Below are 17,151 nucleotides of genomic sequence, written 5' to 3'. Positions count from 1 at the left end.
AAAGTATACTACAAAGGTAGGGGCTGAAAATATCAATGTCAATATATTTAACATTTAATGTTAAAAAATTTATCAATTGTATTGAAGTCAAGTATTTACAGGAGAGGGCTTGCTAAACAGGGGTAAAATTAGAGGCTAATTACAAGGTTGCTTCTAATTAAAGAAAGAGGAAAGTTAACAAATGCTTAATTAATGAGCAGGATTAACTGAAGGTGTATATATAATTGGCCGCAAAATTCCACATGGTGACAATGCCAATGGCAAATAATTTGGCAAGGTAGAAATGAAGCTTGAATTTATTATTGAGCAGAAAAATAAAGAGGTTGTTCAGCAATAAGCCAATGCATGAAATCAGAATGAATTTCGAGAATTGCAAGGCGATTTCCGGGTTGTGATTCTCGAAGGTCCAGACCCGGTTAAAATAATAATTAGAACTTGCTGCTACGATAAAACCGAGGCTATTGGCCATGTACTTTTGAAAACTGGCTTTTTCTTTTAGCAAATAGGTGAGTCCGAAGTCAATTCCTACTCCGGAACCACCCACTACACCAAATTTTATAAACTTGAGAATTAATTCGTATACAGCCAGTGACATTCAACTTCTAAACTAATAGACAAAAAATAAAGCTGCAAAGTTAGATGCTGAATTTGGCTTATGCAAAACAAAGCCGATTACTGAAATATTGTAATGTAGAATCATCCATAGACTTTTATACATGATCCAGTATATCTTCGTACCAGTTTGCTTGCGTATTTACTTGAGCCTTCAATTGGTGAAGCAAATGATACAGTCCAAAGTATGTACGGTTGACATATAAACCGTGTTTGGAGCCTCTGGCTTTTTTGGAGTTTTTTAAAATGGGAGTATCGGAAGTCGCTTCGCCAAACGCATATACTTCATTAAAGTATCCTTCGTCCCCAAAATCGAAAGTCCCATTGTGAAAAGGTTTGCCCAATAATTTAATCATTTGAATGAATATAGCTTCCAATTGTTTTTTCTCTTCGGCAGTATCATCCGGGTAAATAAAATTCAGGTCCTGAAAAATCTTTTGAAGCTTTTCCGGATGTTCTAGTATATGAATATTGATCATTGGAAAATAGCGGTAATAAAATTCATCCGGAATTTCTTTGACACAGCCAAAGTCAATGATGCCCAAGGTGCCATTATCCTGCAGGATGAAATTTCCCGGATGTGGGTCGGCATGTACCTCCCTTAATTCATGTACCTGAAAATTATAAAAATCCCATAAGGCTTGTCCGATTTGGTTACAACGCTCTTGAGAAGGGTTGTCGGCCATAAACTGATCGATATGCTTTCCTTCCAGCCAATCCATGGTGAGTACTTTGGTACTGGAGTATTCAGGGTAATAAGTTGGGAAAGAAACATTGGCAATAGAAGCCATACAGGTTTGTGACAATTTTATGGAACGCTGCAATTCTAAATCATAGTCCGTTTCGGAGAGTAGCATGCTTTCCACTTCATCCATATAGTAATCCACATCTTTTTCATTAACCCTTAGAAGCCTGGAAGCAAAAGGACGGACCATTTTCAAATCGGAACGAACGCTGTCTGCCACGCCAGGGTATTGTACTTTTACCGCTAGCTTTTTACCTTGTAAAGTAGCTTGATGCACCTGACCAATGGATGCCGCATTCACAGCTTCTTGTGTGAACGTATCAAACATTTCACTGGGACTTTTACCAAAGTGTTTCTGGAAAGTTTTGACTACCAAGGGGTAGGAGAGGGGTGGGGCCGAATATTGCGAGCGTTGAAATTTATTGGCATAGGCCCTGGGCAGTAAGTTTTTGTCCATACTCATCATTTGCGCTACCTTCAATGCACTGCCTTTCAATTCGCTTAAGGCTTCGTATATATCGTTGGCATTGTCTTCATGTAAGTTCTCTCTGGACACCTTGGGATCCACTATCTTTTTAGCATAGTGCTTCATATAGTTTTTACCAACCTTGGCACCGGTAGTAACAAACTTCATCGCCCTTTGAACTTTTGTAGCGGGAATGCTTTGTTGAGTTTTGTTTTCTTCTTTCATAACTGGTTGAAATTATTAACAGCGGTTTTGGAACATGAATTTGGCAAAATCAAAGGCAGAGTCGAGCGGGGTTTTGGCTAACACATCAAAGTACAGGTTTACACTTTTCTCAATGGCCGCATCACTTTTTTCAAACCCGGTAGAGGAATCTGATAGCCAGAATTTGATCACAAATACATTTAATAACCATAAACCGTCAGTGTATTTGTCACTGAAATAGGGCCGGTTGACCATTTCCCCACTATCCATACCTTCTAATACCATATCACTTGCAAATGAAGAAAAGGCTTCTTTCATGGCTTCCAAAGGGGCAGGTCGTTTGTAAAACAAGCTGGGGGACGTATACTCTGCCACTACTTTATAGTAAGTGCGATGTATTTTTAATTGCTCAATCAGGGTATAGCAATAAGATAACATTTTTTCTCTCACGGAATATTGTTGCCAAACCTCTTCTTTTTGTATGGCTTCAAGGGTTGATTCTATCAGTTTTTTCCAAATAGAATTGTCAATATCTTCAAAAGAATTGTAATATTCATAGAATTGTTTTTCTTCTATGCCGATTCCTTTCACAAAACTATATACGGAGTTCGGTTTTCGTTGGTACTCAGAAAGATATTCGATGTATTTTTCCTGAATGTTTTTTTTGAAATTTTCCATACTAGATATAACAAATGGTCAATGTAAGGGTTAGTAAATTGAAGTTTGTTTGTTAGTTTAGTTTATTAAAGTGGGAAGGAACCTCTGAATTTCGGAGGTTTCTTTTTTTTTATGCTTTTGCTAAATGACAAGAGAGGATAGGTTTGCTTGCCCGTTCAATTCATTCTTAACCGTAGGAACCCTCCATCTTGTAAGTCGTAAATTTTCCTATAACTAGCTCAACGGATTGTAAGAGTTTAGTGTTTAGAATCTCCATCTAATATTTTCCCTTCTTATTAGGAACAACTACCTTTGAGTGGCAGTTTGATTTGGTCTTAAAACAGGTGCGTTTAAATAACTTGAACATGCTTATTTACAACGCTTTATGTGTAAATCTGAAGGTGTTCTATCCTGCTGATAATCAGTAGCGAATAAAGCTTAAAGGTAGTGACCAATATTCGTAATTCAATAAAAAAATATCGAAAGCAATATGAAATCAATTAGCCAGAGTACAGCTTTATATGAAAAAGCTCAACAAGTAATTCCGGGAGGAGTCAATTCACCGGTGAGGGCATTCAAAGCTGTAGGAGGAACCCCTTTGTTTATTAAAAGCGCCAAGGGTGCTTACATGTACGATCAAGACGAAAATACGTATATTGAATTGATCAATAGTTGGGGGCCTATGGTGTTAGGGCATGCCCACCCTTTGATAGAAGAAGCGGTAGAAAAGGCCGTAAAAAATTCCTTATCCTTTGGTGCTCCTTGTCAAAAAGAAGTTGAAATAGCGGAGTTGATTACCCAAATGGTGCCAGGTATTGAGAAAGTGAGAATGGTCAACAGCGGCACCGAAGCCACCATGTCGGCAATTCGTTTGGCGAGAGGGTTTACAGGGAAAGACAAGATTATTAAAATCGAGGGTTGCTACCACGGGCATGGAGATTCCTTTTTGATCGCTGCGGGTAGCGGAGCCATTACTTTAGGGCAACCCAATAGTCCGGGAGTAACTAAAGGTACTGCCCAGGATACCTTGTCAGCCCCTTACAACAACTTGGAAGCAATTGATGAAGTGATCCGCTTCAATCCAGGGGAGATTGCCGCAATCATTATTGAACCGGTGCCTGGGAATATGGGATGTGTACTTCCTGAAAAGGCGTATTTGGAAGGTCTTCGAACCTTATGTGATGAACACGGTATTCTTTTGGTCTTTGACGAAGTGATGACTGGGTTCCGTTTGCGTAAAGGAGGAGCACAAGAGTTCTTTGGGGTGACTCCTGATTTGACCACCTTGGGGAAAATCATCGGGGGAGGAATGCCCGTAGGGGCTTATGGCGGGAAGAAAGAGATTATGGATCATGTGGCTCCCGTGGGGCCTGTGTATCAGGCAGGCACGCTTTCCGGTAACCCTGTGGCCATGGCTGCGGGATTAGCGATGTTAAGTTACTTGAACGAACATCCGGAGGTTTATAGTCGTTTGGAAGAAGTTACCAAAAAAATGCATGAGGGCTTTCAAAAAAACCTGGAATCATTGGGACTGGATTATACTATGAATACAGTCGGGTCGATGCATACTTTGTTTTTCACCAATGAGCCGGTAAATAATTTTGCCGATGCCCAGAAAAGCAACATGGAACTGTTCAAAAAGTATTTCCATGCGATGTTGGACAGAGGAGTGTATTTGCCTCCGTCTCAGTTTGAAACCCTGTTTTTATCTTATGCCTTGACGGATGAGGATATCGATAAGGTAATTGAAGCCAACCTGGATTCGTTAAAAGCAATTCACGCCTAAAAATAAAATAAGGGAAAATGAAGCTGATTTCATTTTCCCTTATTACTGACTTAACCGGGTTGCTTAGTTTTGAACAGTGTCCTTACTGTCTTTTTTCAACTCGGCATCTACATTTACCCGGATTTTCCGTTCGATTTTATCCTCTCTGTTTCTCACAATATTATGTGCCATAAAGATGGCTTCTCTTAAAGACCCTTCATGGGCAATGCCTTTTCCCGCAATATTGTAAGCCGTTCCATGATCCGGAGAGGTGCGGACAATCGGCAAGCCGGCTGTATAATTTACACCCTCTTCAAAGGCCAGTATTTTAAAAGGAATGAGCCCTTGGTCGTGATACATAGCCAATACCGCATCAAACTTTTGATGCGTAAGGGAGGCAAAGAAACCGTCAGCCGGATATGGCCCGAAGACAAGGTGGCCTTTTTTATGCAATTCCGAAAGGGTGGGAGAGATGACCTCTTGTTCTTCATTCCCTAACAAACCTTCTTCTCCGGCATGAGGATTGAGTCCCAAAACCGCAATCTTTGGCTTTTGAATGCCAAAGTCATCTTTCAACATTTTCTCAAGCACTTCCACTTTGTTGATGAGGCGCTCCCTGGTAACGAATTTTTTAACTTCGGTTAAGGGGATATGATCTGTCAATACAGCAATTTTTAATTGCTCGGAGCACATGACCATTAAGCTGTTTTGGGCTTCAAACTCACTGGTGTAATAGTCCGTATGTCCTTTGAAGGGAAATTCGTCTTTGGGCATATTGGCTTTGTTGATAGGGCATGTGACTACCGCATCCAAAAAGTCATTTCTTAGATCTTCCGTAGCTCTCTGCATAGCCTGTAAGGCGTATTTTCCCGCTTGTTCTACTACTTTGCCCGGTTGAATTTCAGCGGAATCATGCCAACAATTGACTACGTTTGGCTTTTTTTCATTCAGATAACTGTTGGTATTGTATTGATGGTAACTGAACTCTTCCAAGTTGAGTAATCGCTTATATTTGGTCAACACTTTTCCGGAGCCATAAATAATGGGAGTGATAAGGTTGGCGATTCTTTTGTCTTGTAATACCTTGATTATAATTTCCGGTCCTATACCATTTATATCGCCTATTGTTATCCCAATTCGTGGTTTTTGTGATTTCCTTTGTTTATTTGCCATCTTTTATTGATTGTTATTTCTTCACAAAATTAAACTTAATAAGAAAGAATGCCGGAATCCTGTGCATTTTTCTTAATCATCTCTAAAGTAAAATAATATTTCTTAAATAAACGAAACAGGAGAAAAAGGATGCGAATCCGGGCCGTTGCGCCAACTGTTTTGTATGTTTCAATGACACGGTTTTCCAATGAGTAATTGAATGAAAATTTGTTGAGTAATAGCCGTATGCATTTTCAGAATGCTCATGGAGTGTCTTTATATTCAATCCAATGAAACCAAACGTAAGACCGAAAAAACACCTGGGGCAACATTTTTTGAAAGACAACCGGATTGCGGGTAAAATTGCTGCTTGCTTGCAAGGTACAGGAGAATACAAAGAGGTGCTGGAAATTGGGCCCGGTACCGGAGTATTGACACAGTTTTTGAAAGATGATGCCCGCTTTGAACTCAAAGTGATAGAGCTGGATTCCGAATCAGTGGCCTACCTGAAAGAATTCTTATTGGCAGAAGAACAAATCATCGAAGGAGATTTTTTAAAGTTGGACTTGCCCGGTTTATTTCCTGAAAAAGTGGCCTTGATTGGCAATTTGCCCTATAACATATCCTCTCAGATTTTCTTTAAATTGTATGAATACCGCAACCTGATTCCGGAAATGGTTTGTATGATTCAAAAGGAAGTAGCTGACCGGATTGCCGCCCCTCCGGGAAATAAGACTTATGGAATCTTAAGTGTCTTGTTGCAGGCCTTTTACGATATTAAATATGAGTTTACCGTAGAACCTGGAGCGTTTAACCCTCCCCCCAAAGTACGCTCAGGGGTTCTTTCTTTGGTTCGAAACCAATGTACACAACTGGACTGCGATGAAGCATTGTTTTTTAAATTGGTGAAACAAGGGTTTAACAACCGGAGAAAAACCTTAAGAAATGCTTTGAAAAGCTTGTTGGGTGGGGACTTGGTTTTGAAGGATGAAATTTTTGGTAAACGGGCTGAACAATTGTCTGTGGAGGGTTTTGTACAGTTGACCCATTTGGTGACTGAGGCAATGGAGGCTAGAAAGCAATAAGTGCTTGTGGACAGTGAATGAATTTATGGGGTTCTGTACTTGAAAAGAGAGATACATGATATCTACAATCAGGCCCATAGTGAAAGCCGTGGGCCTTTTTTCATTCCCCATAGTGAATGTTCATGCCTTTTCGGCCTCTTTTGATTGGATTTTTTATGACAGAAAAAAGAAGGCTAAGGCTGAGGGCGTTGCCGGGTTCTCGGAGATTTGCTATCTTACAACTAGGGCAAATAATACCAGGTAATTTACCTCTTATTTCAATACACCATGGAAACCTTTTATCGGATGGCATTAGGGATGGTGCCAGGCATAGGCAATAAGCTGTTTAAATCATTGATCAGTTATTGTGAGTCAGCTGAGCAGGTATTTAAAGCCCCGCATTCCTTCTTGAAAAAAGTACCGGGTGTAGGCGAACGCTTGGTTGCCGAAATCGCCAAAAAAGCGACCTTTGCCCTTGCCGAAAAGGAATTGGAAAAGGCTGCAAAACTGAATATCCAATTGCTTTTTTATATGGATGAACAGTACCCTTTTCGCTTGAAACAAATTTACGATGCTCCCAGCCTTTTATATTTCAAAGGAAAAACGGACTTAAATACCATCAAAACCATCGGCATTGTCGGTACCCGGCAAGCTTCCGGTTACGGATTTCAAATGACCAATGAGTTGGTTCGGGAGTTGAGGCGTTATTCCAATATTTTGATGGTCAGTGGCTTGGCTTATGGTATCGATATTCATGCACACAAAGCTTGCTTGGATTATCAAATCCCAACCGTAGGGGTGATGGCCAACGGTGTAGACAGTGTCTACCCTTACGTTCACAAAGAAATAGCCCAAAGAATGTTGGAAACCGGAGGCTTGCTTTCCGAAAACCGGATTGGCTCGCTGCCCGATGCACCGAAATTCCCGGAGAGAAACCGGGTCATTGCCGGTATGTGTGATGCAATCATCGTAGTAGAAGCCGCTAAAAAAGGTGGGGCTCTGATTACTGCCGAACTTGCCAATTCTTATAACCGAGAGGTATTTGCCGTGCCCGGCAATCTTACCCAACCGTATTCTTTAGGTTGTAATTACTTAATTAAAACTCATAAAGCTCATTTAATTCAATCCGTAGACGACTTGGATTATATTATGAATTGGGATTTAGACGCGAAGCCTCCCGAGCTGTTAGTGCCGGTGCATCTTTCAGAAAAAGAGAAAACCATTATCCAATGCTTAAAAGAAAAAGAACTGTTGATCGATGAGTTAAGTTTTAAAACGCAGATTCCAATGAACAAGCTGGCCTCTTTGTTGTTGACTATGGAGTTTGAAGGATATGTTCAAGCCCTACCCGGGAAGAAGTTTGCACTAGGCAAAAAACTTCAATAATCTGAATAAAAGACAGGATGGTAAGTGTTGTGAAAAGTAAAGAGGGATGGTATTTTATTAACGAAGTGAATTAACCTTTTTCTTTTTCCTGAAAAATGTTTCAAAAACGCCTCCTCTGTGTTACTTTTTTCAACAATAGCATTGGCTATTCTTTTCAAAAAGTGCCTTGATGAGCCGGTTTTGATTCCATTTTCGGGCAAAAACTATAAATGTAAACCACTTCAAATCGTATTGATATAAACTCTATGAACAGAAGGTTGTTTCAAAAATCGTTTGTTGAAAAAATAAAAAATCAATTAACCGAAAAATTGCCAGGGCTGGATGCACATCTAAAGATGTCTGTCAAGACGCGGGAACAACGTTCAATTCCTACCGGAGTGGTTCCCCGGAAGTCTGCTGTGTTGGTATTGATGTACCCTTTTCAACAACAATGGTTTATTCCTTTTATTCAACGCCCCCGATATAATGGGGTGCATAGCGGGCAAATGGCCTTCCCCGGAGGTAAGTATGAAGAAGGCGACAAGCATTTGGTAATGACCGCGCAAAGGGAGGCTGAAGAAGAAGTGGGGATACCTTATGAGAAGGTTGAAATATTAGGGCAGATGTCCGATTTGTATATTCCCCCTAGTAATATGATGGTAAGACCTGTGCTGGCATACTCTACAGAACGCCCCCGGTTTGTTTTGGATCCGGTAGAAGTTGATCAGTTAGTGGAAGTTCCTTTATTAGATTTTTTCGACCCGGCCAACCGCAAAGATGTAGATGTACAAGTAGGGGAACGTTTACGGATTCAGGCCCCTGCCTATGTGGTGAAAGAGAAAGTTATCTGGGGAGCTACGGCTATGATGATGAGTGAATTAATAGAAGTTCTGTCCACAGTGATTGACGGTTGATCAAACCCTGTGCCTCTGTTTTAAATTTTGAAAGTCCTGAAAGGATGTTTAACTTTTAGTAGCCTAACTTATCCTATTTGCGAAATTATAAGAGAACGTAAAGTCCTTCATTCGAGAGTCGATATACGTTGTCCCTCTGTGTTGTTTACAGCACTCATTTAAAACAAAAGGTTAAACTAAACTCACTCACAATTCAACTTATGCGGTTTTCTATCCTTCTATCCGGGCTTCTGTTTATACAGCTTTCTGTAGCTTGGGGACAAGCTTACCAAATCAAGGTTAAACTTTTTCATGAAAAAAAGCCGGTCTTTAACGGGCAAATTATTGAAGCAGACGGACCAAAAGACATTACGGCCAAAGTCGTCAAAGACACAGCTCGTCAAGTGAGCTTTTCTTGTAAAAAAATAGAGGCCGTTCTTACCCGCGGACAATTACCCATTCGTAAAGTCATCAGTACCAATACCAATGAAATAGGCTTGGGCAAGTTGCTCACCATTGCCAGTAAAGGAGATATTGTCGTATTGTATTTGAAAAAGTTGACAGCCATTAATGGTGAAAATAAAAAGATGAAGGTCCGGGATGATCCTGGCTTCATCATGTTTCCCGTTCAATAAGAGGCATACGCTCAAAATTGGATATTTTTTTCAAATGAAAAGAGGAAAATAAGAAGCTTGTTTGGAAATTACTGTTTTACTTTGTTAAAAATCTCCTGGTCATTAATACAAAAGAAACTTATGCGAGGGCTCAATATAACCATATGGTTGATACTTTCATGTTTGTCAATGAGAGTATGGGGGCAATCCCAGGGGGCTGATACTTCCAAGGTATTCTTAGAAGAGGCGGAAATGTTTGAGTTTCAAACAAAAAAAGGAAGCTTGTATGCCGGGGCTGTATTTGGCGTGGGTTTGGGAGTAAGAAGTGAAGAGTTAAATTTGAGTACAGGCTCGGCTTTGGGAGATGCCATGTTTAATCCTAAAGTAGGGTTTTATGTGGTGGACCGCTTACAAGCCGGAATAAGTGTGGATATGTTTGGTTCCTTTGCCAGTATCAGCTATGCGGAGTCGCATACCTTAAGTTATTACACCTTCAATCCTTATGTCCGTTATTATCTGAAGTCAGGCTTTTTCGGTGAAACCCAAATGGGATGGGGGAGAGGCTCCGAACAGGTCCTGAACGACAATGAAATATTGGTAAAATCTCCTTTTGAAATCCAGCATTTTTCTGTCGGGGCTGGTTTAGGCAACTTTTGGTTCAAGCAATTGAGTTTGGAATTGCTTCTTCGCTATACCTTAAGTAGCGGAGAGTTTGAAGATACAGGACAGCATTTTTTTATCCATAACCTCAGTATGACGGCAGGCATTGGTTTACATCTTGGCCGGATCGGAAAATAAATTCATCAATTACCTTCCTTTTTGTCATGATTTTGACCTTGTTTCACACCCTCTTGAAATAAGTAATTTTCCCCTGTTTTCCAATTGGCTTTTTAAAATCGCGCTTAATGAAATTAACTTGTATTTCAGAAGAGCCAAAAATCAACCGAGAACAGTTCGCTTGCAAAGTGAATATGTGGAGCTGTTTGTGAATGAAATTGAGTTCCAAGAAAAAAGTCATAAACATTTGTTAGGAAAAAGAAAAAGTTCAAATTAAAAATGATCAAGATTAAAGTGCGAATTGGTAAAGCCGCCCCCCCCTGTACATATTATTTGGAGATACAAACAGTATGATATTTTTTTATAATAATTATATCAAACTGCACTCACAACAAGGGATCCGGGAAATGTGGATGTACAATAAAAAGAGGCAGGCATGGATTGCCATACTGGTTTCCCTTATCTTGATATGGTTGTTTGCACATCAGGAGAAAGTAACGCTGAACTTTCCCTTACCACAAAAACAAGAAGTGCTAGAATAGTAAGGGGTTAACCTCCTATAGTAGACATGGATTCTTTTACCGGGTGGTTACTCTGGCGTTGTTTTTCCGCCTCAAAGCCGTCTTTGGCCCGGTGGCGGAATGCATGGATGAGCGTTTCCTCCAGTCGTTGGTCATTGGCCCCACTTCGCATCACTTGTTTTAAGTCGAGTACACCTTCATCGTACAAGCAGGTTTTTAAAAGTCCTTGGGCCGTAATGCGAATCCGGTTGCAGGTCCCACAAAAAGTTCTGGAAAATGCAGCAATGATGCCTATGTTCCCTTGAAAACCCGGTACCTGATAGAGGGTGGCGGTAGAATGGGCCGGGACCGGGAGCTTTTGCAAATTGGGATATGCCTGTCGTAAGGTGTCCAATATTTTATGATGGCTCCACTTGAGGGTTGCATAGTGATTGCCTTCACCGTTAAAAGGCATTTCTTCAATGAACCGCACCGATACGGGATGCTTTTCGGTGAGTTGGGCTAATGGGATGAGGTCTTCCGTGTTTTTCCCATCCATCACTACTGTATTTATTTTAGTAGAAATACCTGATTCTACCAATGCATAAAAGGTTTGCATCACCTTTTCAAATTCATTTCTACGGGTGATGCGCAGGAAATTTTCAGCATCCAATGTGTCAAGACTTAAATTGACCATAGAAATGCCTAATTCTACCAAGTCAGGAATATAGTCATAAGTAAGGACTCCGTTCGTAGTCAAACTGATTTTATCAATGCCCTTAATTTTACGTAAGTTCTTTAAAAAATAGAGTAGGTCTTTACGAACAAAGGGTTCACCTCCGGTAATCCGTACTTTGTTGATACCCAAGCTGGCTAAAATTTGGCAGAGCCGCAACATTTCTTCATAGGTGAGTAATTCCTTTTTGGGAAGATAGTGAATCCCTTCTTCGGGCATACAATAAAAACAGCGCAAGTTGCAACGGTCTGTCACAGCAAGGCGAAGATAGTTGACAGGGCGTCCATGGTTGTCGATGATAGCTTTGGGTTTCATAGTTTGTTGAGGTTTGGCCAGTTGATGAGGCAAATTATTTTGTGGGTGACAAGCAACCAGTACTTAACAAAAGTAATTCAATATAATGAAATCTATACTGAGCATAAAATAAAATTTGAAATAGCCATTCATTTTACTATCATATATGAGAAGCTATTTAATGTTCGTTGTGGGATGCCTCTTTGATGAAGAATATTCTCTGTTTAAGGTGCTCAGAAAATAATAATTGAGTGGTTGGGTTTTTGGAAAATAATTGACCGGAATGCCACTCACTACAATGATGTGCCGAGGTGTTTGAAGAGAGGGTTTACAATCCAAAGAGCGGATTTAAACATGCTCTAAGTTGAAAATATATTTAATTTGAAGATTTTATGATGATTTACAAACTGCTCTTAATTCCTTGTTTTATGCTTTGGGCGTGTAATGCTCAAAAAGCCGAGTATGCTGGTAGTTTGGGCCATTTGGCTGAAGTGGGAGCGGATGTTGCCAGTGAACAGCTTGCCGCACCTGGTGCTGACGCTGTTTCTGTTAAACAATCCAGAGGAGCCAAACTGATCAAAACCGCCGACTTGCGTATGCAGGTAAAAGATATGGAAGCCACATCGGGAAAGCTTGAAGTATTAACGGAACAATTTGATGCGTATATCTCATCCAGTAGTGAGAGTAATTTCGGATATGAAATTAATCAACAAATAGAGATACGGGTAAAAGCGGGAAATTTTGACAGTCTTTTGCAAAATATTATAGGGTTGGGCATCTACCTGGACCGGAAAACGGTAAACGTACAGGATGTCACGGAGCAGTTTATTGATTTGGAAGCCCGTATAAAGAATAAAAAAGCGGTGGAGCAGAGCTTTTTGGAATTAATGAAGAAAGCAAAGTCCGTTGACGAAATATTAAAGGTACAAACGGAATTAGGCAATGTCCGCTCGGAGATCGAATCACAAGAAGGGCGCCTGAAGTATCTGCAAGACCAGGTGAGTTATAGTACCCTGCGTGTAGAGTTATTTCAAAAGGTCAAAGGCTATGAGGCCGCTATGCCAGGTTTGACATTTATGGAGAAAGTGACAGGTGGATTTAAAACCGGATGGGACACATTCTTAGCCATTATTGTATTTTTAATAGAAGCCTGGCCTTTTGTATTGCTATTAATTTTGACTATCTTCATGCTCAAATGGCTTTTTCGTAAATCCGGAAGAGAAAAGAAAGCTGTTCAATAACTGATTTCATGGAAAGGAAAGGAGTTTACATAAAAGGAGAAACTGATTTTTCCTGTTAAAATTGAAAATTCCGGTTCTTTATGCCATGTCAATTTTTCCATCAAAATACATTTATCTTACCTACTGTCAAAATTAACTGACAAACTGCAACATTAAATGCCAAATATTATTTGGTCTATTCTCCTAACAGGTGTTTTTTACAAGAAGCATATTCCTTTGGTGGATCTGGCTGTTTAGAGGCCGGCTTATGGAAGTATGTGAGCGTTAGAGATTTAAAAATTATAAATATTTGTCAATAAGTATATGCCAAGTTGTTTACTCTTTCATTTATTTGGCGTAAATTAGGCGGTTCGTTTTAGAACTTTTGCCTTTGTTAGTTGTTCTACGATTGAAGTAAGTAAAATCCAAAAACCTAGCAAATAGAACTCAAATTAACCGAATTATATAAAAATGCGTCAACTGAAAATAACCCAAACCATTACTAACAGGCGGGAAAGTGAGTCTTTAGAGAAGTACTTTTCGGAAATTAGTAAAGTGGAGTTGTTAACTCCTGATGAAGAGGTGGAGCTGGCCAGGCGGATCAAAGAGGGAGATCAAAAAGCGCTTGAAAGATTGACCAAAGCCAATTTGCGTTTTGTCGTATCTGTAGCCAAACAATACCAAAATAGAAACCTTTCCTTGAATGACCTTATCAATGAAGGGAACCTGGGCTTGGTAAAAGCCGCTCAGCGTTTTGACGAAACTCGGGGATTTAAGTTTATTTCTTATGCCGTTTGGTGGATTCGCCAATCCATCATGCAAGCTTTGGCGGAACAATCCCGGATTGTACGCTTGCCTTTGAACCGTACTGCGGCATTGAACAAAATCCATAAAACGTTCTCAGAGTTAGAGCAAGAGTTTGAGAGAGAACCAACTCCTGAAGAATTGGCAAAAGTCTTGGATATGGCTCCTGAAGAGGTGACCAGTACGCTGAATGCAGGTTCGAAGCAAGTTTCTGTGGATGCGCCATTTCAAGAAGGCGAAAGCAATTCTCTATTGGACGTATTGGAGAATGACAACATTCAAAAAACAGATGAGAACATCAATTACCGTTCTTCTTTGGCTATCGAAACCGAAAGAACTTTGGCGACTTTGACTGAAAGAGAGCGTCAGGTGATTAAAATGTTTTTTGGTATTGGCGGTGGAGAAGCCATGTCGTTAGAGCAGATTGGAGAAGTGTTGAGCCTGACCCGTGAGCGCGTCCGTCAGATTAAAGAAAAGGCGATTAAAAAATTGAGAAATAAATCCAGAAGCAAGCTTTTGGTAGAATATTTAGGATAGAGCAAAGAAATAAAGGGAGGCTTACAAGACCTCCCTTTTCTATTGTTATGGATTTAATTATTCTAAGCGTTTTACCTTGATTACCCCTTCGATCCCTTCCAGTAATTTGGCTATGCGGGAGACTTCTTTGGTGTCGTGTACCAAAAGACTGATATCTCCTTCAAAGATACTGTTACGGGTTTCAAAGCGGATGGATTTGATATTGACTCGCATCTGACTGGAAATAATCCGGGTTACATCGTTGACGATGCCCATGCGATCCGTACCCTCAATGTTAATATGTACATCAAACTGCTTGTCTTGTAGAGAAGACCAACGGGCTTTGATAATCCTGTAGCCGTAGTTTGCCATCATGGCTACTGCATTCGGGCAGTTTGTACGGTGGATTTTAATACCACTACTCACTGTTGTAAAACCAAAAATATCGTCACCGGGAATAGGATTGCAACATGGAGCCAGGCTATAATCTACATTGTCAATATCCTCACCGATTACCAGTTCATCCTCACCTTTCCGGATCTCGCGGATTTTTTGCTTAAATTCTTTAGCATCGGTAGGCCGGATCTTAGGTGTATTGTCTTGCTTTTTCTTCTTCTCCTGGAAGCGTTTGAGTTGATTATGTTCGATGATGCCTTCGCCAACCTGGAAATAAAATTCCGTTTCCGTTTTTAGGTTGAAATACTCCATCATTTGCCTCACCACCTGATCATTCATCGGCAGTTTTAAGTGTTTCAACTTACGGGCAACGATTTCTTTTCCCATCGAGGCAATTCGCTTTTTGTCCTCTTTGAGGTATTCTTTGATTTTAGAGCGGGCCTTTCCGGTGGTGACAAACTTAAACCAATCTTCGTTAGCTTTAGGTTTGTTAGACGTAAGGATTTCTACCTGGTCACCGTTTTGTAGTTTGTAATTAAGCGGCACCAAGCGTCCGTTGATTTTGGCGCCTAAGCATCGGGCCCCCACTTCTGTATGAATTTCAAAAGCAAAGTCAAGTACCGTGGCACCTCCCGGGAATACTTTCAAATCTCCTTTGGGAGTAAAGGTAAATACCTCTTTGTTGAACAGGTTGGCCCGGAAATCATCCAAAAACTCAATGGCGGAGGTATTGTTATCTTCCAATAGCTGTCTGACGCGGTTCAGCCAACCTTCTATCCCTTGGTCCCCTTTGTCATTAGAGTTATCCTTGTATTTCCAATGGGCCGCATATCCCTTTTCCGCAATTTCATCCATGCGTTCACTGCGGATTTGTACTTCTACCCATTGACCTTTGGGACCCATGACGGTCGTATGCAGGGATTCGTATCCGTTTGCTTTAGGGACACTGATCCAGTCGCGTAAACGATTGACATTAGGGGTATAGTGGTCGGTTACTACCGAATAAATCTTCCAACAACCCGTTTTCTCTACTTCGCGAATGGATTGAAAGATAATCCGGATCGCAAACAAATCATAGACTTGTTCAAAAGAGACCCCTTGCCGCTTCATCTTATTGTAGATCGAGCGGATGGACTTGGTTCTGGACTTGATCTTGAATTCAAAGCCCTGTCTTTTTAAGTCTGCCCGTATCGGTTTGATGAAGTTTTGTATAAAGCGGTTCCGGACGGTCTGGGTCTGTTCGATTTTCTCCGTGATCTCATCGTAAACACTCCGGTCGGAATATTTTAAACAGAGGTCTTCTAATTCGGATTTGATGTTGTACAAACCTAGGCGGTGTGCCAGAGGAGCGTAGATGTATTCCGTTTCGGACTTAATCTTCAGTTGCTTGTCTTTGGGCATGCTGTCGAGTGTGCGCATGTTGTGCAAGCGATCGGCTATTTTGACCAAAACTACCCGGATGTCTTCCGAAATGGTGAGCAACATTTTCCGGAAGTTTTCCGCTTGTAAAGAGCGGCCTTTGGAGGCGGTAGCCGATATTTTGGTCAAGCCATCGATGATCTTGGCGACTTTTGTTCCAAAGCGTTCCTCTATGTCTTTTAGTTCCCATTCGGTGTCTTCCACTACATCGTGTAGCAAAGCCGCAATGATGGAAGTCTTGCCCAAGCCGATTTCCTCTACTACGATGGTAGCTACATCCAGGGGGTGGTAGATATACGGTTCACCGGATTTTCTCCGCATATCCTTATGGGCATCCACGGCAAACTTAAAAGCCTTCCGGATTTGTTTGCTGTCCTCCTCGTAATTTTTGAGTAAGGGTTTGGCTTTTCTGAGTAAGGCCCTGTATTTTCTTAATAAGGTTTTGTTCTCTTGCTCTATATCTATTGTTAACATAGACTTCTCTAACTAAATATTCAAGGAAACAGATCAATTAATATATTTCAATCAAAAGCTGGATTGAACTGGAAAATTAATGAGCATTCTACCATTCACAAATTTTAAAGTAATGAAAAGTGAATTTGGCTTTCTTTTTTTCAATTGTACCCGGATTGTGCGCTTATGGATGAAGCGTGTTAAATTCGTGATTATGTGAGCCGGTACACTTATTTGCTAGGGGTAGTGTGATTCATGCGGCTCTGTATTGCTTTGCTTTTCCATAAGATATTTTTAGTCTGTCAATTGGGTGTTGGAGTTCTGTGGTTTTATCAAACAACCCAATACGCTGTTGTAAAGATATGCATCCGTTTCGCGCAGTAGGTCAATTTTTGTACGCTATATAAGGTTTAAAAAGGATTTCCAGATTTAGTAGAATGAAGTTAAGCAAATTTGTCTGGAAATTGAATGAATCTTTTCAGAAAAAAACTTTCTAAAA

At 40.5% G+C, this 17,151-nt stretch carries 15 protein-coding genes; 9 read left to right on the top strand and 6 right to left on the bottom strand.

The features are described from left to right. Positions 1-202: 202 nt before the first annotated feature. From AAG747_RS12225 to AAG747_RS12215, 3 genes are all read right to left on the bottom strand, one after another. Positions 203-595: a GtrA family protein gene (locus AAG747_RS12225; protein WP_346821459.1), complete on the bottom strand. Its 393-nt coding sequence runs from the start codon at positions 593-595 to the stop codon at positions 203-205. Between the two features lie 115 nt (positions 596-710). Then, complete coding sequence (locus tag AAG747_RS12220) at positions 711-2,048, bottom strand: ABC1 kinase family protein (RefSeq protein WP_346821458.1); 1,338 nt, start codon at positions 2,046-2,048, stop codon at positions 711-713. Between the two features lie 15 nt (positions 2,049-2,063). After that, a complete protein-coding gene (locus tag AAG747_RS12215) occupies positions 2,064-2,705 on the bottom strand; it encodes a TetR family transcriptional regulator C-terminal domain-containing protein (protein WP_346821457.1) in 642 nt (213 codons plus the stop codon). A 469-nt stretch (positions 2,706-3,174) separates the two neighbouring features. Between AAG747_RS12215 and hemL the strand changes: the two genes are divergently transcribed. Continuing rightward, positions 3,175-4,470, top strand: a complete 1,296-nt coding sequence (gene hemL / locus AAG747_RS12210) for a glutamate-1-semialdehyde 2,1-aminomutase (RefSeq protein ID WP_346821456.1) — start codon at positions 3,175-3,177, stop codon at positions 4,468-4,470. A gap of 63 nt (positions 4,471-4,533) precedes the next feature. Here the strand turns inward: hemL and pdxA are convergent, their stop codons facing one another. Further along, entirely contained in the window at positions 4,534-5,622 is a 1,089-nt protein-coding gene (gene pdxA / locus AAG747_RS12205; protein ID WP_346821455.1) for a 4-hydroxythreonine-4-phosphate dehydrogenase PdxA, read from the bottom strand. Positions 5,623-5,891: 269 nt separating this feature from the next. Here pdxA and rsmA point away from each other — a divergent pair, with 269 nt between their 5' ends. The 6 genes from rsmA (at position 5,892) to AAG747_RS12175 (ending at position 10,856) form a co-directional block, all read left to right on the top strand. Then, positions 5,892-6,686: a 16S rRNA (adenine(1518)-N(6)/adenine(1519)-N(6))-dimethyltransferase RsmA gene (gene rsmA / locus AAG747_RS12200; RefSeq protein WP_346821454.1), complete on the top strand. Its 795-nt coding sequence runs from the start codon at positions 5,892-5,894 to the stop codon at positions 6,684-6,686. 267 nt (positions 6,687-6,953) lie between these two features. After that, positions 6,954-8,051 carry a DNA-processing protein DprA gene (gene dprA / locus AAG747_RS12195; protein ID WP_346821453.1) on the top strand — a complete coding sequence of 366 codons (1,098 nt, stop codon included), beginning with the start codon at positions 6,954-6,956 and terminating at the stop codon, positions 8,049-8,051. A gap of 245 nt (positions 8,052-8,296) precedes the next feature. Beyond that, complete coding sequence (locus tag AAG747_RS12190) at positions 8,297-8,944, top strand: NUDIX hydrolase (protein WP_346821452.1); 648 nt, start codon at positions 8,297-8,299, stop codon at positions 8,942-8,944. 200 nt (positions 8,945-9,144) lie between these two features. Beyond that, positions 9,145-9,558, top strand: a complete 414-nt coding sequence (locus AAG747_RS12185) for a hypothetical protein (RefSeq protein ID WP_346821451.1) — start codon at positions 9,145-9,147, stop codon at positions 9,556-9,558. 162 nt (positions 9,559-9,720) lie between these two features. Beyond that, the gene (locus AAG747_RS12180) at positions 9,721-10,335 is read left to right on the top strand and encodes a hypothetical protein (RefSeq protein ID WP_346821450.1); all 615 of its coding nucleotides are present in this window, start codon (positions 9,721-9,723) and stop codon (positions 10,333-10,335) included. A 329-nt stretch (positions 10,336-10,664) separates the two neighbouring features. After that, on the top strand, positions 10,665-10,856 hold the full coding sequence (locus tag AAG747_RS12175; protein WP_346821449.1) for a hypothetical protein: 192 nt from the start codon (positions 10,665-10,667) through the stop codon (positions 10,854-10,856). Between the two features lie 7 nt (positions 10,857-10,863). Here the strand turns inward: AAG747_RS12175 and moaA are convergent, their stop codons facing one another. Then, a complete protein-coding gene (gene moaA, locus AAG747_RS12170) occupies positions 10,864-11,865 on the bottom strand; it encodes a GTP 3',8-cyclase MoaA (protein ID WP_346821448.1) in 1,002 nt (333 codons plus the stop codon). Between the two features lie 371 nt (positions 11,866-12,236). Between moaA and AAG747_RS12165 the strand changes: the two genes are divergently transcribed. Beyond that, positions 12,237-13,085: a DUF4349 domain-containing protein gene (locus AAG747_RS12165; protein WP_346821447.1), complete on the top strand. Its 849-nt coding sequence runs from the start codon at positions 12,237-12,239 to the stop codon at positions 13,083-13,085. A 450-nt stretch (positions 13,086-13,535) separates the two neighbouring features. Next, positions 13,536-14,405, top strand: a complete 870-nt coding sequence (locus AAG747_RS12160) for a sigma-70 family RNA polymerase sigma factor (RefSeq protein WP_346821446.1) — start codon at positions 13,536-13,538, stop codon at positions 14,403-14,405. A gap of 57 nt (positions 14,406-14,462) precedes the next feature. On the opposite strand, the gene AAG747_RS12155 is transcribed toward AAG747_RS12160, so the two are convergent. Further along, positions 14,463-16,673 (bottom strand): RelA/SpoT family protein, encoded by a 2,211-nt coding sequence (locus tag AAG747_RS12155; protein WP_346821445.1) that lies wholly within the window; start codon positions 16,671-16,673, stop codon positions 14,463-14,465. Between the last annotated feature and the right edge of the window lie 478 nt (positions 16,674-17,151).

This window comes from Rapidithrix thailandica (assembly GCF_039710355.1).
In the GTDB taxonomy this organism is placed as follows: domain Bacteria; phylum Bacteroidota; class Bacteroidia; order Cytophagales; family Flammeovirgaceae; genus Rapidithrix; species Rapidithrix thailandica.
This window is presented reverse-complemented; position numbering and strand designations above follow the sequence as displayed.

Excerpts from the sequence above, each read along its gene's own strand:
- AAG747_RS12225 (WP_346821459.1), bottom strand. The coding sequence starts at position 595 with ATGTCACTGGCTGTATACGAATTAATTCTCAAGTTTATAAAATTTGGT.
- AAG747_RS12220 (WP_346821458.1), bottom strand. The coding sequence starts at position 2,048 with ATGAAAGAAGAAAACAAAACTCAACAAAGCATTCCCGCTACAAAAGTT.
- AAG747_RS12215 (WP_346821457.1), bottom strand. The coding sequence starts at position 2,705 with ATGGAAAATTTCAAAAAAAACATTCAGGAAAAATACATCGAATATCTT.
- hemL (WP_346821456.1), top strand. The coding sequence starts at position 3,175 with ATGAAATCAATTAGCCAGAGTACAGCTTTATATGAAAAAGCTCAACAA.
- pdxA (WP_346821455.1), bottom strand. The coding sequence starts at position 5,622 with ATGGCAAATAAACAAAGGAAATCACAAAAACCACGAATTGGGATAACA.
- rsmA (WP_346821454.1), top strand. The coding sequence starts at position 5,892 with ATGAAACCAAACGTAAGACCGAAAAAACACCTGGGGCAACATTTTTTG.
- dprA (WP_346821453.1), top strand. The coding sequence starts at position 6,954 with ATGGAAACCTTTTATCGGATGGCATTAGGGATGGTGCCAGGCATAGGC.
- AAG747_RS12190 (WP_346821452.1), top strand. The coding sequence starts at position 8,297 with ATGAACAGAAGGTTGTTTCAAAAATCGTTTGTTGAAAAAATAAAAAAT.
- AAG747_RS12185 (WP_346821451.1), top strand. The coding sequence starts at position 9,145 with ATGCGGTTTTCTATCCTTCTATCCGGGCTTCTGTTTATACAGCTTTCT.
- AAG747_RS12175 (WP_346821449.1), top strand. The coding sequence starts at position 10,665 with ATGATATTTTTTTATAATAATTATATCAAACTGCACTCACAACAAGGG.
- moaA (WP_346821448.1), bottom strand. The coding sequence starts at position 11,865 with ATGAAACCCAAAGCTATCATCGACAACCATGGACGCCCTGTCAACTAT.
- AAG747_RS12165 (WP_346821447.1), top strand. The coding sequence starts at position 12,237 with ATGATGATTTACAAACTGCTCTTAATTCCTTGTTTTATGCTTTGGGCG.
- AAG747_RS12160 (WP_346821446.1), top strand. The coding sequence starts at position 13,536 with ATGCGTCAACTGAAAATAACCCAAACCATTACTAACAGGCGGGAAAGT.
- AAG747_RS12155 (WP_346821445.1), bottom strand. The coding sequence starts at position 16,673 with ATGTTAACAATAGATATAGAGCAAGAGAACAAAACCTTATTAAGAAAA.